A 16,410-nucleotide genomic window follows, 5' to 3' on the forward strand; every position below is an offset into this window, starting at 1 on the left:
CACGACATACACCCCTTGACGGTGTAGTCCATGCCCCCGGCTGTTGACGCAGCGCGGGGGCCCTTACGTCACCCGACCCTACCCGGCAGACCGGCCCCGTCCATCGGCATCAAGATGGATACCCCTTTTGGGATTACTCCGAGGTCGCAAAGCTTGTGTGCCTGGGCGAAGACGAAGTCGAAGTCGGCGCCCTGCGCTGACAACGACGCCGGCTTGCCGGGATGACGCGACAGTGACCGGATGGTGTGCTCGGGTAGCAGTGTGTGCACCAAACCGTCGGCGATCACACGCAGCAGATGCCGGTGCAGTTTCGCTTCTGCCCGGTCGATCCCGGCGTCGGGATGTTCCGCGTCAATGATCGCGTCTGCCAGACGCCGTTGCCACTGCATGGCATCACCCTTGACGGGCAGCGCCGCCAACTCGAGTAATAGCGTGCGCCGGGTCTGTGCCCACGCTTCCGAAACGGACATGCTTGCATTATTGCCTCCTAGCAACCAGATACTCGCGCGGACTCGCCAAGCGTAGGCTGCTGCTCGCGAGCTCAAAGGTTATTTGGTTACGGAACGCGGTGGAGTTTCGGTTTAACGTATAGCGTTAATGACGGCGTCCGTTATACACTGGACTCGTGATCAGATCGTTCGGCAGCAAGGACGCCGAGCGCATCTGGCATGAGCAGTACGTCAAACGGGTTGACTGGAAGGTGCAGCGGGCGGCCCTGCGGAAGCTCGAGTTGATCCATGCGGCGAAGAATGTCGAGGACCTCCGGGTCCCGCCGGGCAACCGCCTGGAGCGTCTGACTGGCGGCCGCCGCGGGCAGCACAGCATCCGGGTCAACGCGCAATGGCGTCTCTGCTTCGTCTGGAGAGAGGGAGGTGCGGACAATGTCGAACTCGTCGACTACCACTGAGAGCGACTTGATCGAGCCGATACACCCGGGGGAGGTCCTCATGGAAGACTTCATCGAGGGATTCGGGATCACGCAGAACAAGCTCGCCGTGTCCATCGGCGTGCCGCCGCGGCGGATCAACGAGATCGTGCACGGCAAGCGGGGCATCACGGCCGATACCGCGATCCGTCTGGCGCGGTACTTCGGGACGTCCGAGGAGCTCTGGATGAACTTGCAGTCGAACTACGAGCTGCGGCTCGAGCGTCGCGCTCTGTGCGGCAAGCTCGCCGCGATCACGCCACTAAAGGTCGCATGAACGGCAAAGCTGCATGATGATGCGCACCATTCGCGGGGTCTTCTACCGTGCGATTGATCCAGAGTTCCGTGAGTTCGCGCTTGGGGGATCACGTTCGGCGGGTCGATACTCGAGGCCCGACGAACCGACCCTGTACCTGAGCTCGTCGGTCGCGGGCGTCAACGCTGCGATGATCGCCCACAAGGGCGTGCGGTCGCCGTTGCTCGAGATCCTTGAGGTCGATGTAGAGGCATCCCACATCGTCGACCTCCGTGATCCTGCTGCTCTAGAACGGGTCGGAATTGATCTGTCTGATGCTCTCGCTCCGTGGCAGACGGTCGCTTCGTCTGGTGGCATCCCAGCGTCGTGGATGGTCGCTGATGCTGACTGACGCGGGCAGCGAAAGAGGTTGGTCCATGCCGGAACGCGGTGGAGTCCAGAATCAACGTGTGAATGAACGATGCGAGTGGGGCGAGCGACCAATCAGGTGGCCGACCCGAACTCGGGTTGGGGGCGTTTTCGTCGTAAACCGGGCGGCGCGTGCACGAGTTGTGGAATGGGTCATTGCCATCGCGATGGGACTGTGCACTGATCCTTCGAGTGCGTGATCCTCAATCATTGTTTCGCTGCTCGCTGCATATCGCTGAGGCGCACGTGAGCTCTGCCCGCTCGGCGGTGGCTCGATTCCGGTCGTTGGTAGGTTCGGGGTTGTCGCTCAGAGCAATATCACCAAACTCTGCATCAGTCCCTAACTTTGCCACTCCGGCCACCATCTGCGCGTAGAGGATAGGTCATCGATTGCTGTATGGTCAGTGTATGCTGACTATTGCTTCGCGGGTAGAAGTCATGAACCGGCTCGGCCGCGCCATGGCGGACACGACTCGCTCTCGCATCCTTCTGGCCCTCCTCGACGAGCCCGGATACCCGGCGAAACTCGCCCGCGAGTTGGAGCTGACGCGTACGAACGTGTCTAACCATCTGTCCTGCCTGCGGGGCTGTGGCATTGTCGTATCCGAGCAAGAGGGGCGCCAAACCCGGTATGAGATCGCCGACCGCCACATTGCTGCGGCGCTGACCGCGCTGGTCGACGTGACGCTGGCAATCGATGAGAGTGTTCCTTGCCTGGACCCGCAGTGCACGGTGCCGGGTTGTCGCGCAGCCTGCGAGGGGGAATCGCAGTGAGCGACGAGTGCTGCGGGGTCGATGAGCCGATTCGTCCGAAGAGGAGCAGCCGTCGAACGCTCCTGCGCATGCTTGACGGGGGCGCCTCGAATTCCTCGGGAGATGCCTGCTGCGGCGGCGAGGAGGCTGCGGATGTGAGGCGCGATGAGGGAGATGCGTGCTGTGGGCCTGACCCAGTACGAGGCCCGTCAGAACCGGGCGAGGAGCCTGAAGCCCGCCCACAGTGGTGGAAAGATGCTGCCCTGTTGCCCTCGGCGATCTCGGGGGTGTTCCTCCTCGTCGGGTATGTGCTGGTCTGGTCAGGCCTGGATATCTCTGCACTGGTGACGCAATGGATTGCTCTGCTGGCCGGCGCCTGGACGTTCGCGCCCGGCGCGGTGCGCGGACTGCTCCACGGACGGCTCGGTGTCGGTTTGCTGATGACGATCGCCGCGGTCGGCGCGGTGCTGCTCAGCCACGTTCCCGAGGCTGCCGCACTGGCGTTTATCTTCTCCTTGGCAGAAGCTTTGGAAGATCGCGCGATGGCTCGCGCGAAGGAGGGTCTTCGCGCGCTGCTGGCTCTGATCCCTGAGACTGCTCGCATCTCCCAGGAGGGAGGCGACACGGTCGTTCCGGTGGCAGATGTGCGCAAGCTCGATCTCCTTAGGGTCGGCGCAGGCGAGCGTTTTGCGACTGATGGTGTCGTCGTTGAGGGGCGGTCCAGTATCGACGCCTCCGCTGTCACCGGGGAGTCGATCCCCGTCGAAGTCGGGCCCGACGAACCAGTGCCCGCAGGGTCTGTCAACGGCTCAGGCTCACTGCTTATCGAGGCTACGGCTGACGGGCGTGAGAACTCGCTGACCCAGATCGTCGAGCTGGTCGAGCAGGCACACGCCCGTAAGGGAGAGCGCGCCCGGCTGGCTGACCGTATTGCCCGGCCCCTCGTCCCTGCTGTGCTGGTGGCCGCCGGACTCGTGGCGCTGTTCGAGGTTGTCGTCGGCGACCCCTGGACATGGGTCGAGCGGGCGCTCGTCGTGCTGGTCGCCGCCTCACCGTGCGCGATGGCGATCGCCGTGCCCGTCACCGTCATCAGCGCTATCGGCTCAGCGTCCAAGTTCGGTGTGGTCATCAAGTCAGGGGCCGCCTTCGAGCGCTTCGGCACCCTTCGCACAGTCGCGTTCGACAAGACCGGGACCCTCACGCAGGGCCATCCTCAGGTGACCGAGGTCCGCACCGTCAGCGGAATCGCCCGTGAGACCTTGCTGACATGGGCGGCCGCAGTTGAAGCGGCCAGCACGCACCCGTTGGCCTCCGCCATCAGCGCCTCCGTGCCCAATGCCCAGGTGGCGAGTGATGTGAGTGAAGACGCGGGGCGCGGAGTTCTCGGCCGTGTCGACGGGCGCGTGATCAGGATCGGCAGCCCCAGGTGGATTGATCCGGGTGGTCTGCGTACCGATGCTGATGAGCTGGCTGAGGCCGGCATGACCGTCGTGGTGGTTGAAGCCGACGGGGGAACCGTGGGCCTGATCGGCGTGCGCGACGAGCTCCGACCCGAGGCCGCTGAAACCGTGCGGATGCTCCACGCTCAAGACATCAACACTGTCATGCTCACCGGAGACGACGCCCGCACCGCCCGCGCGCTGGCTGTCGAGGCCGGCATCGATGATGTGCGCGCCGAACAGCTCCCGACCGACAAAGCCGACGCGATCACGCGCTTGACGGCGGAGCGCCCGACTGCGATGGTCGGCGATGGCATCAACGATGCCCCCGCGCTGGCGTCTGCGACCGTGGGCATTGCTATGGGAGCGACGGGCTCCGCGGCCGCGGTGGAGTCGGCCGACATCGCCTTCACCGGCCACGACCTGCGACTGCTCCCTGCCGCCATTGCTCACGCCCGCCGAGGCAGGCGCATCATGACGGCCAACATCGCCCTGGCGCTGGCGATCATCGTCGTCCTGTTCCCTCTCGCTTTGTTCGGCGTGCTCGGTCTGGCCGGTGTCGTTCTCGTCCACGAGGTCGCCGAGGTCGTCGTAATCCTCAACGGCGTCCGCGCCGCGCGCAAACCGGCTGCGGTGCGGGTGCACGGCGCGATGGCACAATCGGTATAACCATGCGCCTGATCGTGGCCTGCTCGTCTCGGGACGGACACGATGGTCGCTGAGGTGTCATTCGACTGCCGACAGCGGTGGAGTTCCGATTCGACGGCTGTCGTTATTGCCGTATTCCGTCCGAAGTTGATTCCGTGATCGGATCGTCTGGCGCCAAATGTCGGGAAACTGCCTGGGTGTGAGCAGCACATCAAGGGCGGTGATCGAAAAGCACAGAGAGTGGGGCGGCGCGTGCTGCGGGGAATAGGCCGTCGAGGGCACGCCGCTGAAGGTTGCTTGAAGACTCGGCTGGGACACGCGGGGGCGGACCACACCTGTACAACACACCATGGGATCGAACGCGGAGTTTTCGCGTCTCGCAGATGCCGCTGTGCCGGCCCCGAACACTGTTGACGAGCAGCCTGCAGCAGGGCTGGGGTCAGGGCATCGTTCCGCAGGCGGCCTGGATGTGCCCGCCGCGAAGACTGCGGACCTGAACCTGGCGCGCGTCGCGCTGCAGGAGCTGCCACGGTTTGGCCTCGATATCAGAACGGCCCATTGAGCAGGCAAGTCGTGCCAGCGGAGTGAACACCTGAGCCCACCCGGTCGGTTTCTGCATGTCGACCACACACACCCGAGCCCCGGGTTTCGCAACGCTTTTGATTCGCCGCCAGGCGGCGTCAGGATCGCCTGTGACGCTGAGTGCGTAGGTCGCCAGCACTGCGTTGATGTGATCGGCAGGGAGCTGGTCGGCGGTGAAGCAGGTCGCGTCGGCGCGAACCAGGGACACATTCGTCCACCTGTTCCGGTCGATGCGGTCGTGGGCGACGCGCAGCATGTGCTCGCTGCGGTCGAGTCCTATCACTCGCCCTGTTGGACCCACTGCCGTTTTCAGGCGTTCGAAGTTCAGGCCGGTGCCACAGCCAACGTCGAGCACAACCTCGCCCGGCTGCAGACCCAGCATTGCAATCCCAGCGACGCGGCCGGTCCGGTAGAAGACCTCACCCGAAAACAGGTCATAGAACCGTGCACCAGATGTGTAAGGGTCCCACGAGGAACGGTGTTGTGCCATGTTGCCAGGCTACGCCGACGAACTCTACAGGTTCTGTGTGCGCGGTCACCGACGTCGCGGCTTGCGGTCGCCCTGGTCAACTTGGCTCGCCGTCCTTCCTCCGTCATCGGGGCGCTTGGCTGCCACGTGGTGATCGATCGACACGACGAGGTTCGCGACCGGGTGACATTGGCTGCACCGCGGATGATGAACGCAGCTTGTGACGGCGAAGCCTCAGCCAGCACCTGGTGTTATCGTGCCATACGGCTTCGATGAGAGTGAACGGCGTCGAGCTCGGTGTGGAGAGTTTCGGTCGCGATGAGGATCCCCTGCCCGACCACGATCAGGCCATCTTGTCGAGCCTGTTCGCTCGCCCGGCGCCGGACGAAACTGGGAGTGGCCCCTCGCCCGGGAGAGGCAACGCCACGAGGTGAACCAGTTGGGCATGATCTTCTCTCGACTCGACTGCTCACCGCGCTGGCGTGAGCGCTCGGGCAATCTGCGAATCCCGACTCTGATCGTCCGCGGCCGAGCGGACCTGTTCTTTCCTGTCGGTCACGATGAAGCCCTCGCAGCAGCGATTACCGGCGCGCATCTGCTGCTCCGCGAGGAGATGGGAACACTGGGGCCAGGGGGAGCGAGCGGTGCGGTCACTACGGCAATGCTCGCTCTCTGAGGGGCGAAGCAATGTTCGCCGTTGTGGTGCGGGCTCAGCCCTCCCCGGCAGCACGGGGATGCGGGTACTCGGGCTTCCGGTCCTGAAAACTCAGGATGTACGGATTCTTGATCACTCCGCCCTCGATTTCGATGGCCCGAGAGATGGTGGGAATCTGTGCCCACGCATCCGGTCCTTCCAGGACTGTGCGGAGGTAGGGCAGGAGTGCTTCGCTGACCTCCCACGTGGCCGAATTCCACAGGTACGACGGACTGTGGTCGACGGCGTAGTAGCTGATTCCCTGGCCGACGGTGAACATCGGGTCGTCGAATGTGGTGGGTTTCGCCCATTCGAAGCCCATTCCCTCATCGCACGAGACGTCGATGATCAGGCTGCCTGGGGTGAATTCCCTGAGATCCTCTGTGCGCAGGTAGGTCATCGGCGCGGAGACGTCCTGGAGCGTGCAGTTGAGCACGATGTCGTGTGAGGCGAGGAAGGTCGGGAGCAGAACGTCGCCGTCGTCGGTGACCACCGTACTCAGATGGGTGGGACCCTCGTCGGTGTTGAGCTGGGTGATGTGTGCGCTGTGGATCGGCGATCCGACGGCTGCGGCCCCTCGCTGGGTCAGCACTTGGATGTCGTAGATTCCCTGTGCCTTGAGTGCGGTCACGGCACCACGTGCCGTCGCACCGAATCCGATGACGACCGCGCTGAGTCGTGGGCCGTAGTCACCGGTCGAACCGCGGAGGCTCAGAGCGTGCTGGACAGAACAGTAGCCAGCGAGCTCGTTGTTCTTGTGGAACACGTGCAGACTGAAGTCTCCCTGACGTGTCCAGTGGTTCATCGCCTCGAACGCGATGAGTGTGAGTCGGCGGTCGATCGCGGTCTGTGTCATCTCGGCATCTTGGACACAGTGCGGCCATCCCCACAGGATGCGGCCTTCGGGAATGGACTCCACATCGTCGGACTGGGGCTTGGGCAGGAGCAGCACCTCAGCGGAGGCGATCACCTCGGAGCGTTCCGCGACTCGTCCGACACGCGCTTCGATATAGCCGGGTTCCAGTTGGAAGTCGGCACCGTAGCCGCGTTCGACGATCATCCGGGCTCGGACCTCGGGGTCGATGCGGTCGAGGTGATGGGGATGGATCGGCAGTCGCCTCTCGTTCTCCATCGAGGAGTCGGCGAGGAGGCCGAGGCTGAGCAGATCGTTGTTCGGCGCGTCAATGTTCGCCGAGGTTCTGGTCGGTTGAGCGGTGCCGGGCATCCGGCCTCCAATCGTCGTGGAACTGCAGTCAGCTCCTCTTCGACTATACGCGCAACCGCCTGGGATCTGACCTTCTGCCGAATCAGGCCCGATGCGAAGCGGTGAGAGCGCTCAGGACAGCAGGTGGGCGAAGTCCACGAGCGCCTGGCTTCCCACCAGCTCACCTGGCATCAGCGGGAGCTCAGACAGAGGAATGTCGGGCAGCGTCAGCTTCACGCGTTCCACCTGTGAGTCTTCGGCGTCGCGGCGGTCCCTGAGCAGCTGACCGGCATCCGCGGGCGAACGCCGATTAGCCACCAGCGCCGACAGTGGGATCTTGATGTCCGTGAGGGACTTCGCCAGCTCCAGGGTCTCGGCAACGGGCATTCTCTCAGGGGTGAATACGATGAGGAAGCCGGTCCGTGCCCGGTCGGTGACCACCGTGCGCAGATTCTCGAAACGGTCCCGGCGCTGAATCAGGGTCCGACGCAGCTGCGCATCCGCCTCGGTCGAAGGATCATCACCGGATGTCCCTGCAATGCTGCGCATCGCCGCCGAATAGCGTTCTGAGCGGTCACGGTTCTTCAGCAGCGACTCTGTCCACGTCGTCAGCTGCGCAGGGAGGGCGAGGAGCCTGAGCGTATGTCCCGTCGGCGCGGTATCGAAGACAACGAGATCGTAGGCCTCCATGCCCAGTGCCGCCGCGTCGGCGACACGTTCGAGGACAGCAGATTCGAAGCTGCCGGGAGCCTCGCGCGCCAAAGCGAGGTGGCGTTCGGCATGGGGACGCATGCGTTCGGGAAGCATCCGCTTCATCGTGCGTTCGACGGAGGCCAAGTGTCGTTCAAGCGTCGCTTTCGGATCGATCTCCATTCCATCGACATATCCGCCGGAGGTGTCGTTCTCGGTGAAGCTGGTCAGTCGCACGGGTGCGTCACCGACCTCACGGTCCCAGAGGTGCCCGAGGTTGTGGGCAGGGTCCGTGGAGACGACGAGAACTCGTTTGCCGCGCAGTGCGTGAGCCACGGCCAGGGACGAGGCGACCGTCGTCTTCCCGACGCCGCCCTTACCACCGACGAAGACCACTCGGAGGCCGTCTATTGATTTCAGCAGCATGCGATGTGGTCCAAAGGTGAGTCGGGCATGCCCATGCGACGATGCCATGCGTGGAAGTCCTGGTAGAGGCTGGGGAGGAACTCAGCCGTGTAGTACGCGGCGGGATCGGGCACACCGAGTGCTTCGCCCAGAACGATCAGGGTGAAGAAATCATCCTCATTCTGCTTCTCCCGGGCGAACATCTGACGGTAGGGCCCCTTGTAGAACTCGTCCAAACCGTCACGGAACGCGGCCCAGCGCTGAGCGAGTTCCCTCGTCCAAGGCTGAGCCGCGTCCATGCCGCTGGTGTCAGGCAAACGTCATACCTCTTCGCGTACCGCTTCGAGCTGCTCATCGGCATCGTCGGACTCCGGCGGTTCCTTACGAGCCCGGATGATCGCCTTGATGCCTTCGATCGCGACGAACACACTGCTGATGATGATGATGCAGTCGATGATGAACAGCAGCCAGTCAGCGCTTCCCGGGGCCGCGAAGCTGAAGAGCTGATCGATTGCTGCCCAGAACGACATGACGAACACGATGGCCAGCGGGATGAGCGCCGGCCACGGGTTGCGCCGCTTCCGAATCAGCATCACCGCGAGGATCATCAGCGTCAGTGATGCCATCAGCTGGTTGGTGGTGCCGAAGAGCGGCCAGATGCGCAGACCGCCTTCTCCTCCCAGCCCCTGTGAGAAGGTCAGACCCATGCCGAGCACGACGACGACTCCGGTTGCGGTGTACTTGCCGATCTTGAGGTTGACGCGTTCGCCCATCTCCTGGACGACGAACCGCATGAGTCGGAATCCGGTATCGAGCGAAGTCGCAGCGAACAGCACTGCCATCGTGGCGAGCAAAGTGGTGCTCAGCGACGCAGGCAGGCCCAGTCCGGATTCCATGAGCATGCCACCGCCCTGGACAAACGACTGCACGCCGGCTTGGCCGAATTCGCTGTAGAGCTCTTTCCATTCGGCAACCGTGCGCAGCCCGGCGGAGATCGCAATGATCGTGCCCAGTGCCAGGAGGCCTTCGCCGACGGCACCGAAGTAGCCGACGAATCGGGAGTCAGTCTCTTTGTCCAGCTGTTTGGAACTGGTGCCCGAGGAGACCATGCCGTGGAAACCGGAGATCGCGCCACAGGCAATCGTGACGAAGAGGAGCGGCACCATGCTGGGAGTACCCTCGGGAACGTTCATGTTGATGGCCGGTGTCACGATGTTGTGGGCACCGTCGGTGACGAACATGCCGACGACCACCGCTCCGTAGAGCAGGATGAGGCCGATGAACAGCTGAACGCCGTTGATGTAGTCGCGTGGCTGCAGCAGCACCCACACCGGAAGCAATGACGCGAAGGCTCCGTAGACGAACAGCGTCAGGATCCAGAAGACCGTCGGGGTCATGCCGAGGAACGTCTCCGGCAGGACGACGGGAACAGCATTGCCGAGGGCGATGAGACTGTAGAGCGCGATGACGCCCACAATGGTGACCCACACCAGTGGCATGCGCAGACGATAGACGGCCAGGCCGACCAGCAGAGCAACGCCGATCGCACCCCAGGTCGGAATGACCGCAGTCGGAGTCGAGATGAGCAGGCCGGTGATGACGACGGCGAAGGCCGCGATCACCATGAGCAGAAGGATGAAGATCACGACCAGGAACAGGCCGGCTCCGCGTTTGCCGATGTAGCGGCCCGACAGGGCACCGATCGATTGACCCTTATTCCTCACCGAGGCCCACAGTGCACCGAAATCGTGCATCCCGGCGAAGAAGACCGTGCCGAGTGTGACCCAGAGGAAGGCGGGGACCCAGCCCCAGATCAGCGCGACGGCCGGACCGACGATGGGTGCGGCTCCGGCGACCGAGGTGAAGTGGTGGCCCCAGAGGATGAATTTGTTGGTGGGGACGTAGTCGACCCCATCTTTGAGTTCGTGGGATGGGGTGCGGAATTCGTCATTGAGGCGATACACGCGTTTCGCGAGGTACTTCGAATACACGAGGTATCCGAGTGCCAGGATCGCGAGACCGATCACCATCAGGAGGACGGGACTCATCAAGTATGCCTTTCGTCATTGCGTCATTGCGCAGACGGATTGAGGTTCAGCCGTTGCTTTCCGTCAGTGTACCAACATCAGCGTTTCGTTTGAACTTCCTCAGCATTCAGTGTGAATGAGTGATGGCTCCTGCGGCGTAGGCGGCCTGGCCGACGTGGACTGCGGCGTCATCGACGATGGAGACCAGTCGCGCGCCGCGGGTGACCGGGGGAGTCCAACTGTCATCGATGACTTCGCCGAGGGCGGAGTCCGTGAGGCTCTCGACATATTCACTCAGCGCGGTGAGGGTGGCCTCCAGGTAGGCGACGAGCAGCTGCTGGTCGGTGACCCTGATCTGGCTGGCCTGCTCCGGGGAATGACCGAGGCCGACAGTGTCACCGAGGTCTCCCAGCTCGAATCTCGGCCGGAACTGCTGCCACTGCTGTGCCGCGCCGGTGAGGTCGGACAGCTGAACGTCGACCTCACGTCCGCTGTGCCACAACAGCCAGGCGATGGAATTGGGGTGGTCGGCCGGATGTGCGTTGAGTTGGGTTGCGGTGAGGTGGGGGAGTCGTTTGGCCGCATCGACAGGTCGCTGGGCCATGTCGGTGAGAATCTCAATGCTGTTCATAGGGCCCATTGTGCTCTTCGGCACCCGAGTTGTCATTCGGCGACGAGGCTGGCGTCGGCAGAGGTGTCAATCGAGTTGCGGTCGTCGACGATTGCGCTTGATCTCGGAGCGACGACGCTCGGCTCTGACCCTCCGACGACGAGAGTTCCTCGACGGTCGAGTCGGTCGGCGATCGACGGGCGGGGCGAGAGCCTCTCGGAGAAGTTCGGCCAGTCGCTGCCTGGCGGCGTTGCGGTTGCGCAGCTGAGATCTCTGCTCTTCTGAGCTCACGGTCAGCACCACCCCGGAGAGCTTGGCAGAAAGCCGTTGGAAGACCTGCTCCCGTTGTGCCTCGGTCAGCACGGTCGTCGTTCCGATGTCGAAGCGCAGCTGCACCCGAGAATCGGAGGTGTTCACATGTTGCCCACCAGGACCCGACGAGCGAGAGAACTGCTCCGTCATCTCGCCGGCGGGTATCACGAGGCCATGGGGGATCCCCGGTCCGGCCGGCACGCGCAGGTCGTCCATGGCACCCAGTCTACTCGGGGCAGACTCCCATCCGGTACTCGTTCAGTCGGTCTCGAGTTCCTCGCGCAGGCGTGGTTCGACGCGGTTCTCGGGGCGGATGCCCGACTTGTCCGCGTAGAACGAGCGGATGCGATCCATGTCCGCAGTCACATTGCCGGTGACCTCGATCGTGGGTCCGAGCCCGGTGGTCAACGTAGTCCGATCGACGAAGCCGAGGGTCACCGGCATTCCCGTCTGTTGGGCAATGCGGTAGAAGCCCGACTTCCAGTGGGTGTGCCCCTTGCGGGTTCCATCGGGGGTGACGACGAGGCCGAAGACGTCACCCGAATGGACTCGGTCGATCATCTCGGCGACAACACGTTTCGGATCTGCACGGTCGACGGGAATGCCGCCGAGCCCACGCATGATCGGACCGCGCCAGCCGGTGAACAGGCTCTTCTTCCCCAACCAGTGCACCTCGATACGTTGGCTCCAGGCGATCGCGAGCATGACGACGAAGTCCCAATTGGAGGTGTGCGGAGCCCCGATGAGTACGGTGGGTCGATCCGGTGCCGGCTGGGTGACAAGCTTCCAGCGGCTGAAGGTCCAGAAGGCACGGGCAGCGAGACGTCGGAGCATGCTCACTACCGTAGAGCATTGTCGAGTCCGCAGCTCCCAGCCCTCTACACGTGGCGCCCGTCACTATAGGATGGCGGGAATGTCACTCCCTCGCGCATTCAGGATTCTGTGGACGGCGAATGCCTCCTCGAACCTTGCCGACGGGTTGGCCTTCGTCTCGATGCCGCTGCTGGCGGCATCGCTGACCGAGGATCCACGGCTGGTCGCCGGCCTCGCGACCGTCTATGGACTGGTCAGACTGCTGGTGACCGCGCCCGTCGGCGTGTGGGTCGATCGGACGGATCGGCGGACACTGCTGGCGCTGGCGAATATTCTGCGCGGCACCGGCGTTCTTGCGCTGGCACTGTGCATCCACCTCGGCGTCGGTGGTCTTCTCCTGCTCTATGCAGTCTTCGCCCTGGTCGGAACTCTGGAGAGCGTGGCTGACAACGCCGGCGTCTCGCTGGTGCCTGACTTCGTTCGCGCGTCTGAGCTGGATCGGGCGAACGGACGCATCTCGGCGACACAGCTTGTGGCGGATGAATTCCTCGGCCCTCCGCTGGGAGGGTTGCTCTTCGCCTTCGCCGCCTCGGCGCCGATCTTCGCGATGGGTGGGCTCTGGGCAGCGGCCGGAGCGATCGCCCTTGCCCTGCCTGTGCGCAGACGGAAGGCGGACCTGGTTTCCGAACCACGACAAGCCTCCGTCTGGCACGAGGTGGTCACGGGCTCACGCTGGCTGCTGCAGAATCGGACGGTCCGGGGCCTCGCCCTCATCGGGGGACTGGCGAGTGTGGGCTACATGCTTCCGTTCTCGATTCTCGTGCTCTTCGTCCAACGGCAGCTCAACCTCGGCGATGTCGGATATGGTGCGATTCTGGCCGTATCTGCTCTGGGTGGACTCGTCGGCTCCGGCCTCACGGCGCGAATCCGCGGACACATCGGATATCGCTGGACGATCGTTGCCAGCCTGGCCACCGGAGCCGCCTCACTGCTTGCCCTGGCCCTCACCACGAACCCGATCCTTGCCGCCATCCTGCTCGCCGTCTACATCTGCCATGCGGTCGTCTGGGGAATCTGTGCCACCTCGCTGCGTCAACGTCTCGTCCCGGATGAGCTGCGCGGTCGGGTCAACGCCAGCTCACGCATCATCGGTCTGATCGGACTCACGCTAAGTTCGGCGATCGGCGGAGGACTCGCCCTCATTCACATCGCTTTGCCCGTGGCCGCGGGCGGTGTGGTGTTCGCACTGTGCTCCGTGATCGCGATGCGTCTCATCCGGGCCGACTCAGCTGCCTGAACGGGGAGACTGCAGCCGGAGCAATCCGACAGGGACGATCACTGCCACCGCCGTGAGCATCGGTCAGGAGTCTGGCTCCGCTACGGTCGAGTCGCTGAAACGCAGTCAGCGCATCACAGGTCGACTGGGATATGTGCGGCCTATTTCACTGAATCCGGCCCGAAGGAACATTGACACGGTGCCGGTGAAGACAGCGGAGGGAGCAGAGGAGCCGCGAAGGGCATCGACGTCGACTGGATGACCGTCGATAGAAGATGCACCATGCTGAAATGCCCACTCGGCCCCACCGCGCAGAAGCGCCACCCCGACCCCTTTGCCTCGATGCTCCCGTCTGACGACGAAACACGACACCCACCACGCAAGGGCAGCGTCATCGAGGAGCTTCGACAGGGCACGATTCTCGACAATGCCGGGCAATGAAGCTCGGGGAACAACCCTCGTCCACCCGGCTACCTCTCCATCGGCCAGTGCCAGGAGTCCGACGGGCACCTCTGTCTGCTCGATCTCCCGACGCAGTGCCGTCCGATTGTCGGGAGCATCGTGTCGACGGAACCGTTGACACCAGCATGAGTCCGGGTTCTTCTCACGGGCCCCGTAGACATGTCCCACTCGCGGCCAGAGATCCGAGGTCGCAGGTACGATGTCGAAGCTCACAGTACGACCCGACGGTCTGTTGTGCGGGTCTCGACGGCGCTGTCACTGAGCGGAGTCATCATCGCGTCCATGGCACTAGGGTACAAGCGCCTGTATGCCGTCGGCATCGGCCGACGGGAATAATCGAGCGCCGATATTGGCTGTCGTGAGAGTAAGCGTCACCAGAAGATAGCGACGAAGGAGAAGTACATGTCTGATGCAGACCGCGTAATCATTCTCGGCGGACACGGCAAGATCGCACTCATGGCCACACCCAAACTGAAGGAAGCTGGGTACTCGGTGGATTCGGTCATCCGCAACCCGGACCAGACCGCCGAGGTCGAGGCCGCAGGTGCGAACCCCGTTGTCCTCGACATCGAAACAGCCGACACCGACAAGCTCGCCGAGCTCTTCACCGGTGCAAAGGCTGTGGTCTTCTCCGCAGGTGCCGGAGGTGGCAGCCCCGAGCGCACGCGTTCAGTCGACTTCGAGGCGGCCAAGCGCTCCATCGACGCCAGCGCCCAAGCCGGAGTCGATCGGTACGTCATCGTGTCCTACTCGACCGCAGCAATCGACCTTGATCGTGTGGATCCCGACAGCTCGTTCTACCCCTACGTCGAAGCCAAGCACGGTGCCGATGAGTACCTGCGTGCCAGCTCACTCGACTACACCATCCTCGGTCCCGGCGGACTCACCCTCGAACCGTCGAATGGCAGCCTGACTCGGGCCGATGATCGTGGCGAAGTTGACGGACAGACGCCGGAAAGCGACTCGAAGGTCACCTCACGTGAACTCGTCGCCGACGTGATGACGCACGTCATCGCCAAGAACGCCGCAGTCGGAGAGACCGTGAACTTCTACGACGGTGACACTCCGATCGCCGATGCCGTCAAGTGACACCAGTCTCTAGCTGATAGACGGTTTCGATGTGCACCTGCACGCAGGCGGCACGACAAAAGGCAAAGATCGGGCGGGTTCAGGGCGAACCTGCCCGATCTTTTCTGTTCCACAGCTGATGGGTCAGGCCACTCGCGGAACCGATCGTTTCGACGCTGAACCGGTCTTCGACTCCGTCGGCGCCCTCCCACAGCGAGGTTCCGTGCCCCAGGACGATCGGCACGATCGCCACATGCATGAAGTCCACAAGGTCAGCGGCGAGGAACTGCCGCACCGTCGATGGTCCGCCGCCTATACGCACGTCGAGGCCATTCGCTGCCTTTTTGGCCTGCTGCAGAGCCTGATCCGGTGTGACGTCAATGAACTCGAAACTAGTCCCGTTCGGGAAGCGCATGGGTTCACGCCGATGATGGGTGAGGACGAAGCAGGGGGTTTTGAACGGAGGTTCCTCACCCCACCAGCCACGCCACCCGTCATCAGGCCACGGCCCTTCCTGCGGACCGAATTTCTTGCGCCCCATGATCTCGGCACCGATGCCCTGTCCCCACATCGCGAACAGTCCACGATCGAGGGTCACCGGAGCATCGACACTATGGATGCCCTCTATGCCATGGCCGTCGAACCAGCCGAAGAAGGCCTGAGCGTCTCCGATGGGCTTGTCGAAAGTGACGTAGTCGCCAGCGGAGAAGCCGTCGAGTGAGACGAATTGGCTGTGCACGCGTGCACGAAACATGATCACTCCGATGTGATTGGCAGCGAGAATTGTCTCCAGCGTAGAATGCGGTGATTGTAGAATGCAACCAGTTAAGGGGATGATGTGCGAAGCGAACCGCGCTCGGGCTGTGCGATCAATGCCGCCGTCGAGGTCCTGGGGGACTCGTGGAGTCTGATTGTGCTCCGAGATATCGTCTTCGGTGGCCGGCGGTATTTCCGTGAGTTGCTGACTCTCAACGATGAGGGCATTGCCTCGAACATGCTGGCCGACCGTCTGCGCAAACTCGTCGACGAGGGTCTGCTGACCCGTGCGGATGCCGTCAGAGGGCAGCGGGTGGCCTATTCCCTCACCGAGGCGGGGATCCAGGTCGTTCCGGTGATGGTCGCACTCGGCACCTGGGGGATGAATCATCGCGCCACCACGCCCGAGCTCACGGTGCGAGCCCGCATCCTTGCCGAATCGCCCGAGCTCGTCGCTGACCTCATGAGCGAACTGCGCGAGGTCCACCTCGGCGCTGCCCGCCCTGATGCGGTTCAGCCGCGGGCCTCGGCACGGCTGCAGGCTGAGTATGAGGCGGCTCTCGGGGGCGAGGCAGACGCTTGAGGGGAAGGTCTTGTCGCGAAGGACGATCCG

Annotated in this window: 20 protein-coding genes; 9 read left to right on the plus strand and 11 right to left on the minus strand. The window is 63.5% G+C overall.

Annotation, left to right across the window (positions count from 1 at the left end):
* Positions 1-68: 68 nt before the first annotated feature.
* Positions 69-470, minus strand: a complete 402-nt coding sequence (locus BANT918_RS10720) for a hypothetical protein (protein WP_101620245.1) — start codon at positions 468-470, stop codon at positions 69-71.
* Between the two features lie 155 nt (positions 471-625).
* Here BANT918_RS10720 and BANT918_RS10725 point away from each other — a divergent pair, with 155 nt between their 5' ends.
* The 5 genes from BANT918_RS10725 to BANT918_RS10745 all read left to right on the plus strand — a co-directional run bounded on the left by BANT918_RS10725 (position 626) and on the right by BANT918_RS10745 (position 4,450).
* Positions 626-907, plus strand: coding sequence for a type II toxin-antitoxin system RelE/ParE family toxin (locus tag BANT918_RS10725; RefSeq protein ID WP_101620246.1), 282 nt, complete (start codon positions 626-628; stop codon positions 905-907).
* Positions 882-1,202 carry a HigA family addiction module antitoxin gene (locus BANT918_RS10730; protein WP_101620247.1) on the plus strand — a complete coding sequence of 107 codons (321 nt, stop codon included), beginning with the start codon at positions 882-884 and terminating at the stop codon, positions 1,200-1,202. Before BANT918_RS10725 ends, BANT918_RS10730 begins: the two co-directional genes overlap by 26 nt.
* Positions 1,203-1,218: 16 nt before the next feature.
* On the plus strand, positions 1,219-1,572 hold the full coding sequence (locus BANT918_RS10735) for an RES domain-containing protein (protein WP_233430450.1): 354 nt from the start codon (positions 1,219-1,221) through the stop codon (positions 1,570-1,572).
* Between the two features lie 425 nt (positions 1,573-1,997).
* A complete protein-coding gene (cmtR, locus tag BANT918_RS10740) occupies positions 1,998-2,363 on the plus strand; it encodes a Cd(II)/Pb(II)-sensing metalloregulatory transcriptional regulator CmtR (protein ID WP_101620249.1) in 366 nt (121 codons plus the stop codon).
* A gap of 68 nt (positions 2,364-2,431) precedes the next feature.
* The gene (locus tag BANT918_RS10745; protein ID WP_101620250.1) at positions 2,432-4,450 is read left to right on the plus strand and encodes a heavy metal translocating P-type ATPase; all 2,019 of its coding nucleotides are present in this window, start codon (positions 2,432-2,434) and stop codon (positions 4,448-4,450) included.
* A gap of 418 nt (positions 4,451-4,868) precedes the next feature.
* Here the strand turns inward: BANT918_RS10745 and BANT918_RS10750 are convergent, their stop codons facing one another.
* Positions 4,869-5,501 (minus strand): class I SAM-dependent methyltransferase, encoded by a 633-nt coding sequence (locus BANT918_RS10750; RefSeq protein ID WP_101620251.1) that lies wholly within the window; start codon positions 5,499-5,501, stop codon positions 4,869-4,871.
* A 424-nt stretch (positions 5,502-5,925) separates the two neighbouring features.
* On the opposite strand from BANT918_RS10750, the gene BANT918_RS10755 reads away from it, so the two are divergent.
* Complete coding sequence (locus tag BANT918_RS10755; protein ID WP_101620252.1) at positions 5,926-6,156, plus strand: alpha/beta fold hydrolase; 231 nt, start codon at positions 5,926-5,928, stop codon at positions 6,154-6,156.
* A gap of 34 nt (positions 6,157-6,190) precedes the next feature.
* On the opposite strand, the gene BANT918_RS10760 is transcribed toward BANT918_RS10755, so the two are convergent.
* From BANT918_RS10760 to BANT918_RS10790, 7 genes are all read right to left on the minus strand, one after another.
* Positions 6,191-7,399, minus strand: a complete 1,209-nt coding sequence (locus tag BANT918_RS10760) for a N(5)-(carboxyethyl)ornithine synthase (RefSeq protein ID WP_101620253.1) — start codon at positions 7,397-7,399, stop codon at positions 6,191-6,193.
* 111 nt (positions 7,400-7,510) lie between these two features.
* A complete protein-coding gene (locus BANT918_RS10765; protein WP_101620254.1) occupies positions 7,511-8,494 on the minus strand; it encodes an ArsA family ATPase in 984 nt (327 codons plus the stop codon).
* Complete coding sequence (locus BANT918_RS10770; RefSeq protein WP_418904347.1) at positions 8,485-8,790, minus strand: cory-CC-star protein; 306 nt, start codon at positions 8,788-8,790, stop codon at positions 8,485-8,487. The genes BANT918_RS10765 and BANT918_RS10770 overlap by 10 nt, the downstream gene beginning before the upstream one ends.
* Before the next feature lie 3 nt (positions 8,791-8,793).
* Positions 8,794-10,521, minus strand: coding sequence for a carbon starvation protein A (locus tag BANT918_RS10775; RefSeq protein ID WP_101620255.1), 1,728 nt, complete (start codon positions 10,519-10,521; stop codon positions 8,794-8,796).
* Between the two features lie 106 nt (positions 10,522-10,627).
* Positions 10,628-11,131 carry a DinB family protein gene (locus BANT918_RS10780; protein WP_101620256.1) on the minus strand — a complete coding sequence of 168 codons (504 nt, stop codon included), beginning with the start codon at positions 11,129-11,131 and terminating at the stop codon, positions 10,628-10,630.
* Positions 11,132-11,197: 66 nt separating this feature from the next.
* Positions 11,198-11,638, minus strand: a complete 441-nt coding sequence (arfB, locus tag BANT918_RS10785; protein ID WP_101620257.1) for an alternative ribosome rescue aminoacyl-tRNA hydrolase ArfB — start codon at positions 11,636-11,638, stop codon at positions 11,198-11,200.
* A 42-nt stretch (positions 11,639-11,680) separates the two neighbouring features.
* Positions 11,681-12,256 (minus strand): 1-acyl-sn-glycerol-3-phosphate acyltransferase, encoded by a 576-nt coding sequence (locus BANT918_RS10790; protein ID WP_101620258.1) that lies wholly within the window; start codon positions 12,254-12,256, stop codon positions 11,681-11,683.
* A gap of 79 nt (positions 12,257-12,335) precedes the next feature.
* On the opposite strand from BANT918_RS10790, the gene BANT918_RS10795 reads away from it, so the two are divergent.
* Positions 12,336-13,532, plus strand: a complete 1,197-nt coding sequence (locus tag BANT918_RS10795; protein WP_101620259.1) for an MFS transporter — start codon at positions 12,336-12,338, stop codon at positions 13,530-13,532.
* A gap of 105 nt (positions 13,533-13,637) precedes the next feature.
* On the opposite strand, the gene BANT918_RS10800 is transcribed toward BANT918_RS10795, so the two are convergent.
* Positions 13,638-14,186: a GNAT family N-acetyltransferase gene (locus BANT918_RS10800; protein WP_101620260.1), complete on the minus strand. Its 549-nt coding sequence runs from the start codon at positions 14,184-14,186 to the stop codon at positions 13,638-13,640.
* Between the two features lie 189 nt (positions 14,187-14,375).
* On the opposite strand from BANT918_RS10800, the gene BANT918_RS10805 reads away from it, so the two are divergent.
* A complete protein-coding gene (locus tag BANT918_RS10805) occupies positions 14,376-15,062 on the plus strand; it encodes an SDR family oxidoreductase (protein WP_101620261.1) in 687 nt (228 codons plus the stop codon).
* A 79-nt stretch (positions 15,063-15,141) separates the two neighbouring features.
* Here BANT918_RS10805 and BANT918_RS10810 read toward each other — a convergent pair whose 3' ends face one another.
* Complete coding sequence (locus tag BANT918_RS10810; protein ID WP_101620449.1) at positions 15,142-15,795, minus strand: dihydrofolate reductase family protein; 654 nt, start codon at positions 15,793-15,795, stop codon at positions 15,142-15,144.
* Positions 15,796-15,879: 84 nt separating this feature from the next.
* Here BANT918_RS10810 and BANT918_RS10815 point away from each other — a divergent pair, with 84 nt between their 5' ends.
* Positions 15,880-16,380, plus strand: a complete 501-nt coding sequence (locus BANT918_RS10815) for a winged helix-turn-helix transcriptional regulator (RefSeq protein ID WP_101620262.1) — start codon at positions 15,880-15,882, stop codon at positions 16,378-16,380.
* Positions 16,381-16,410 lie beyond the last annotated feature (30 nt).

The organism is Brevibacterium antiquum CNRZ 918 (assembly GCF_900169145.1).
GTDB classification, from domain to species: Bacteria; Actinomycetota; Actinomycetes; order Actinomycetales; family Brevibacteriaceae; genus Brevibacterium; species Brevibacterium koreense.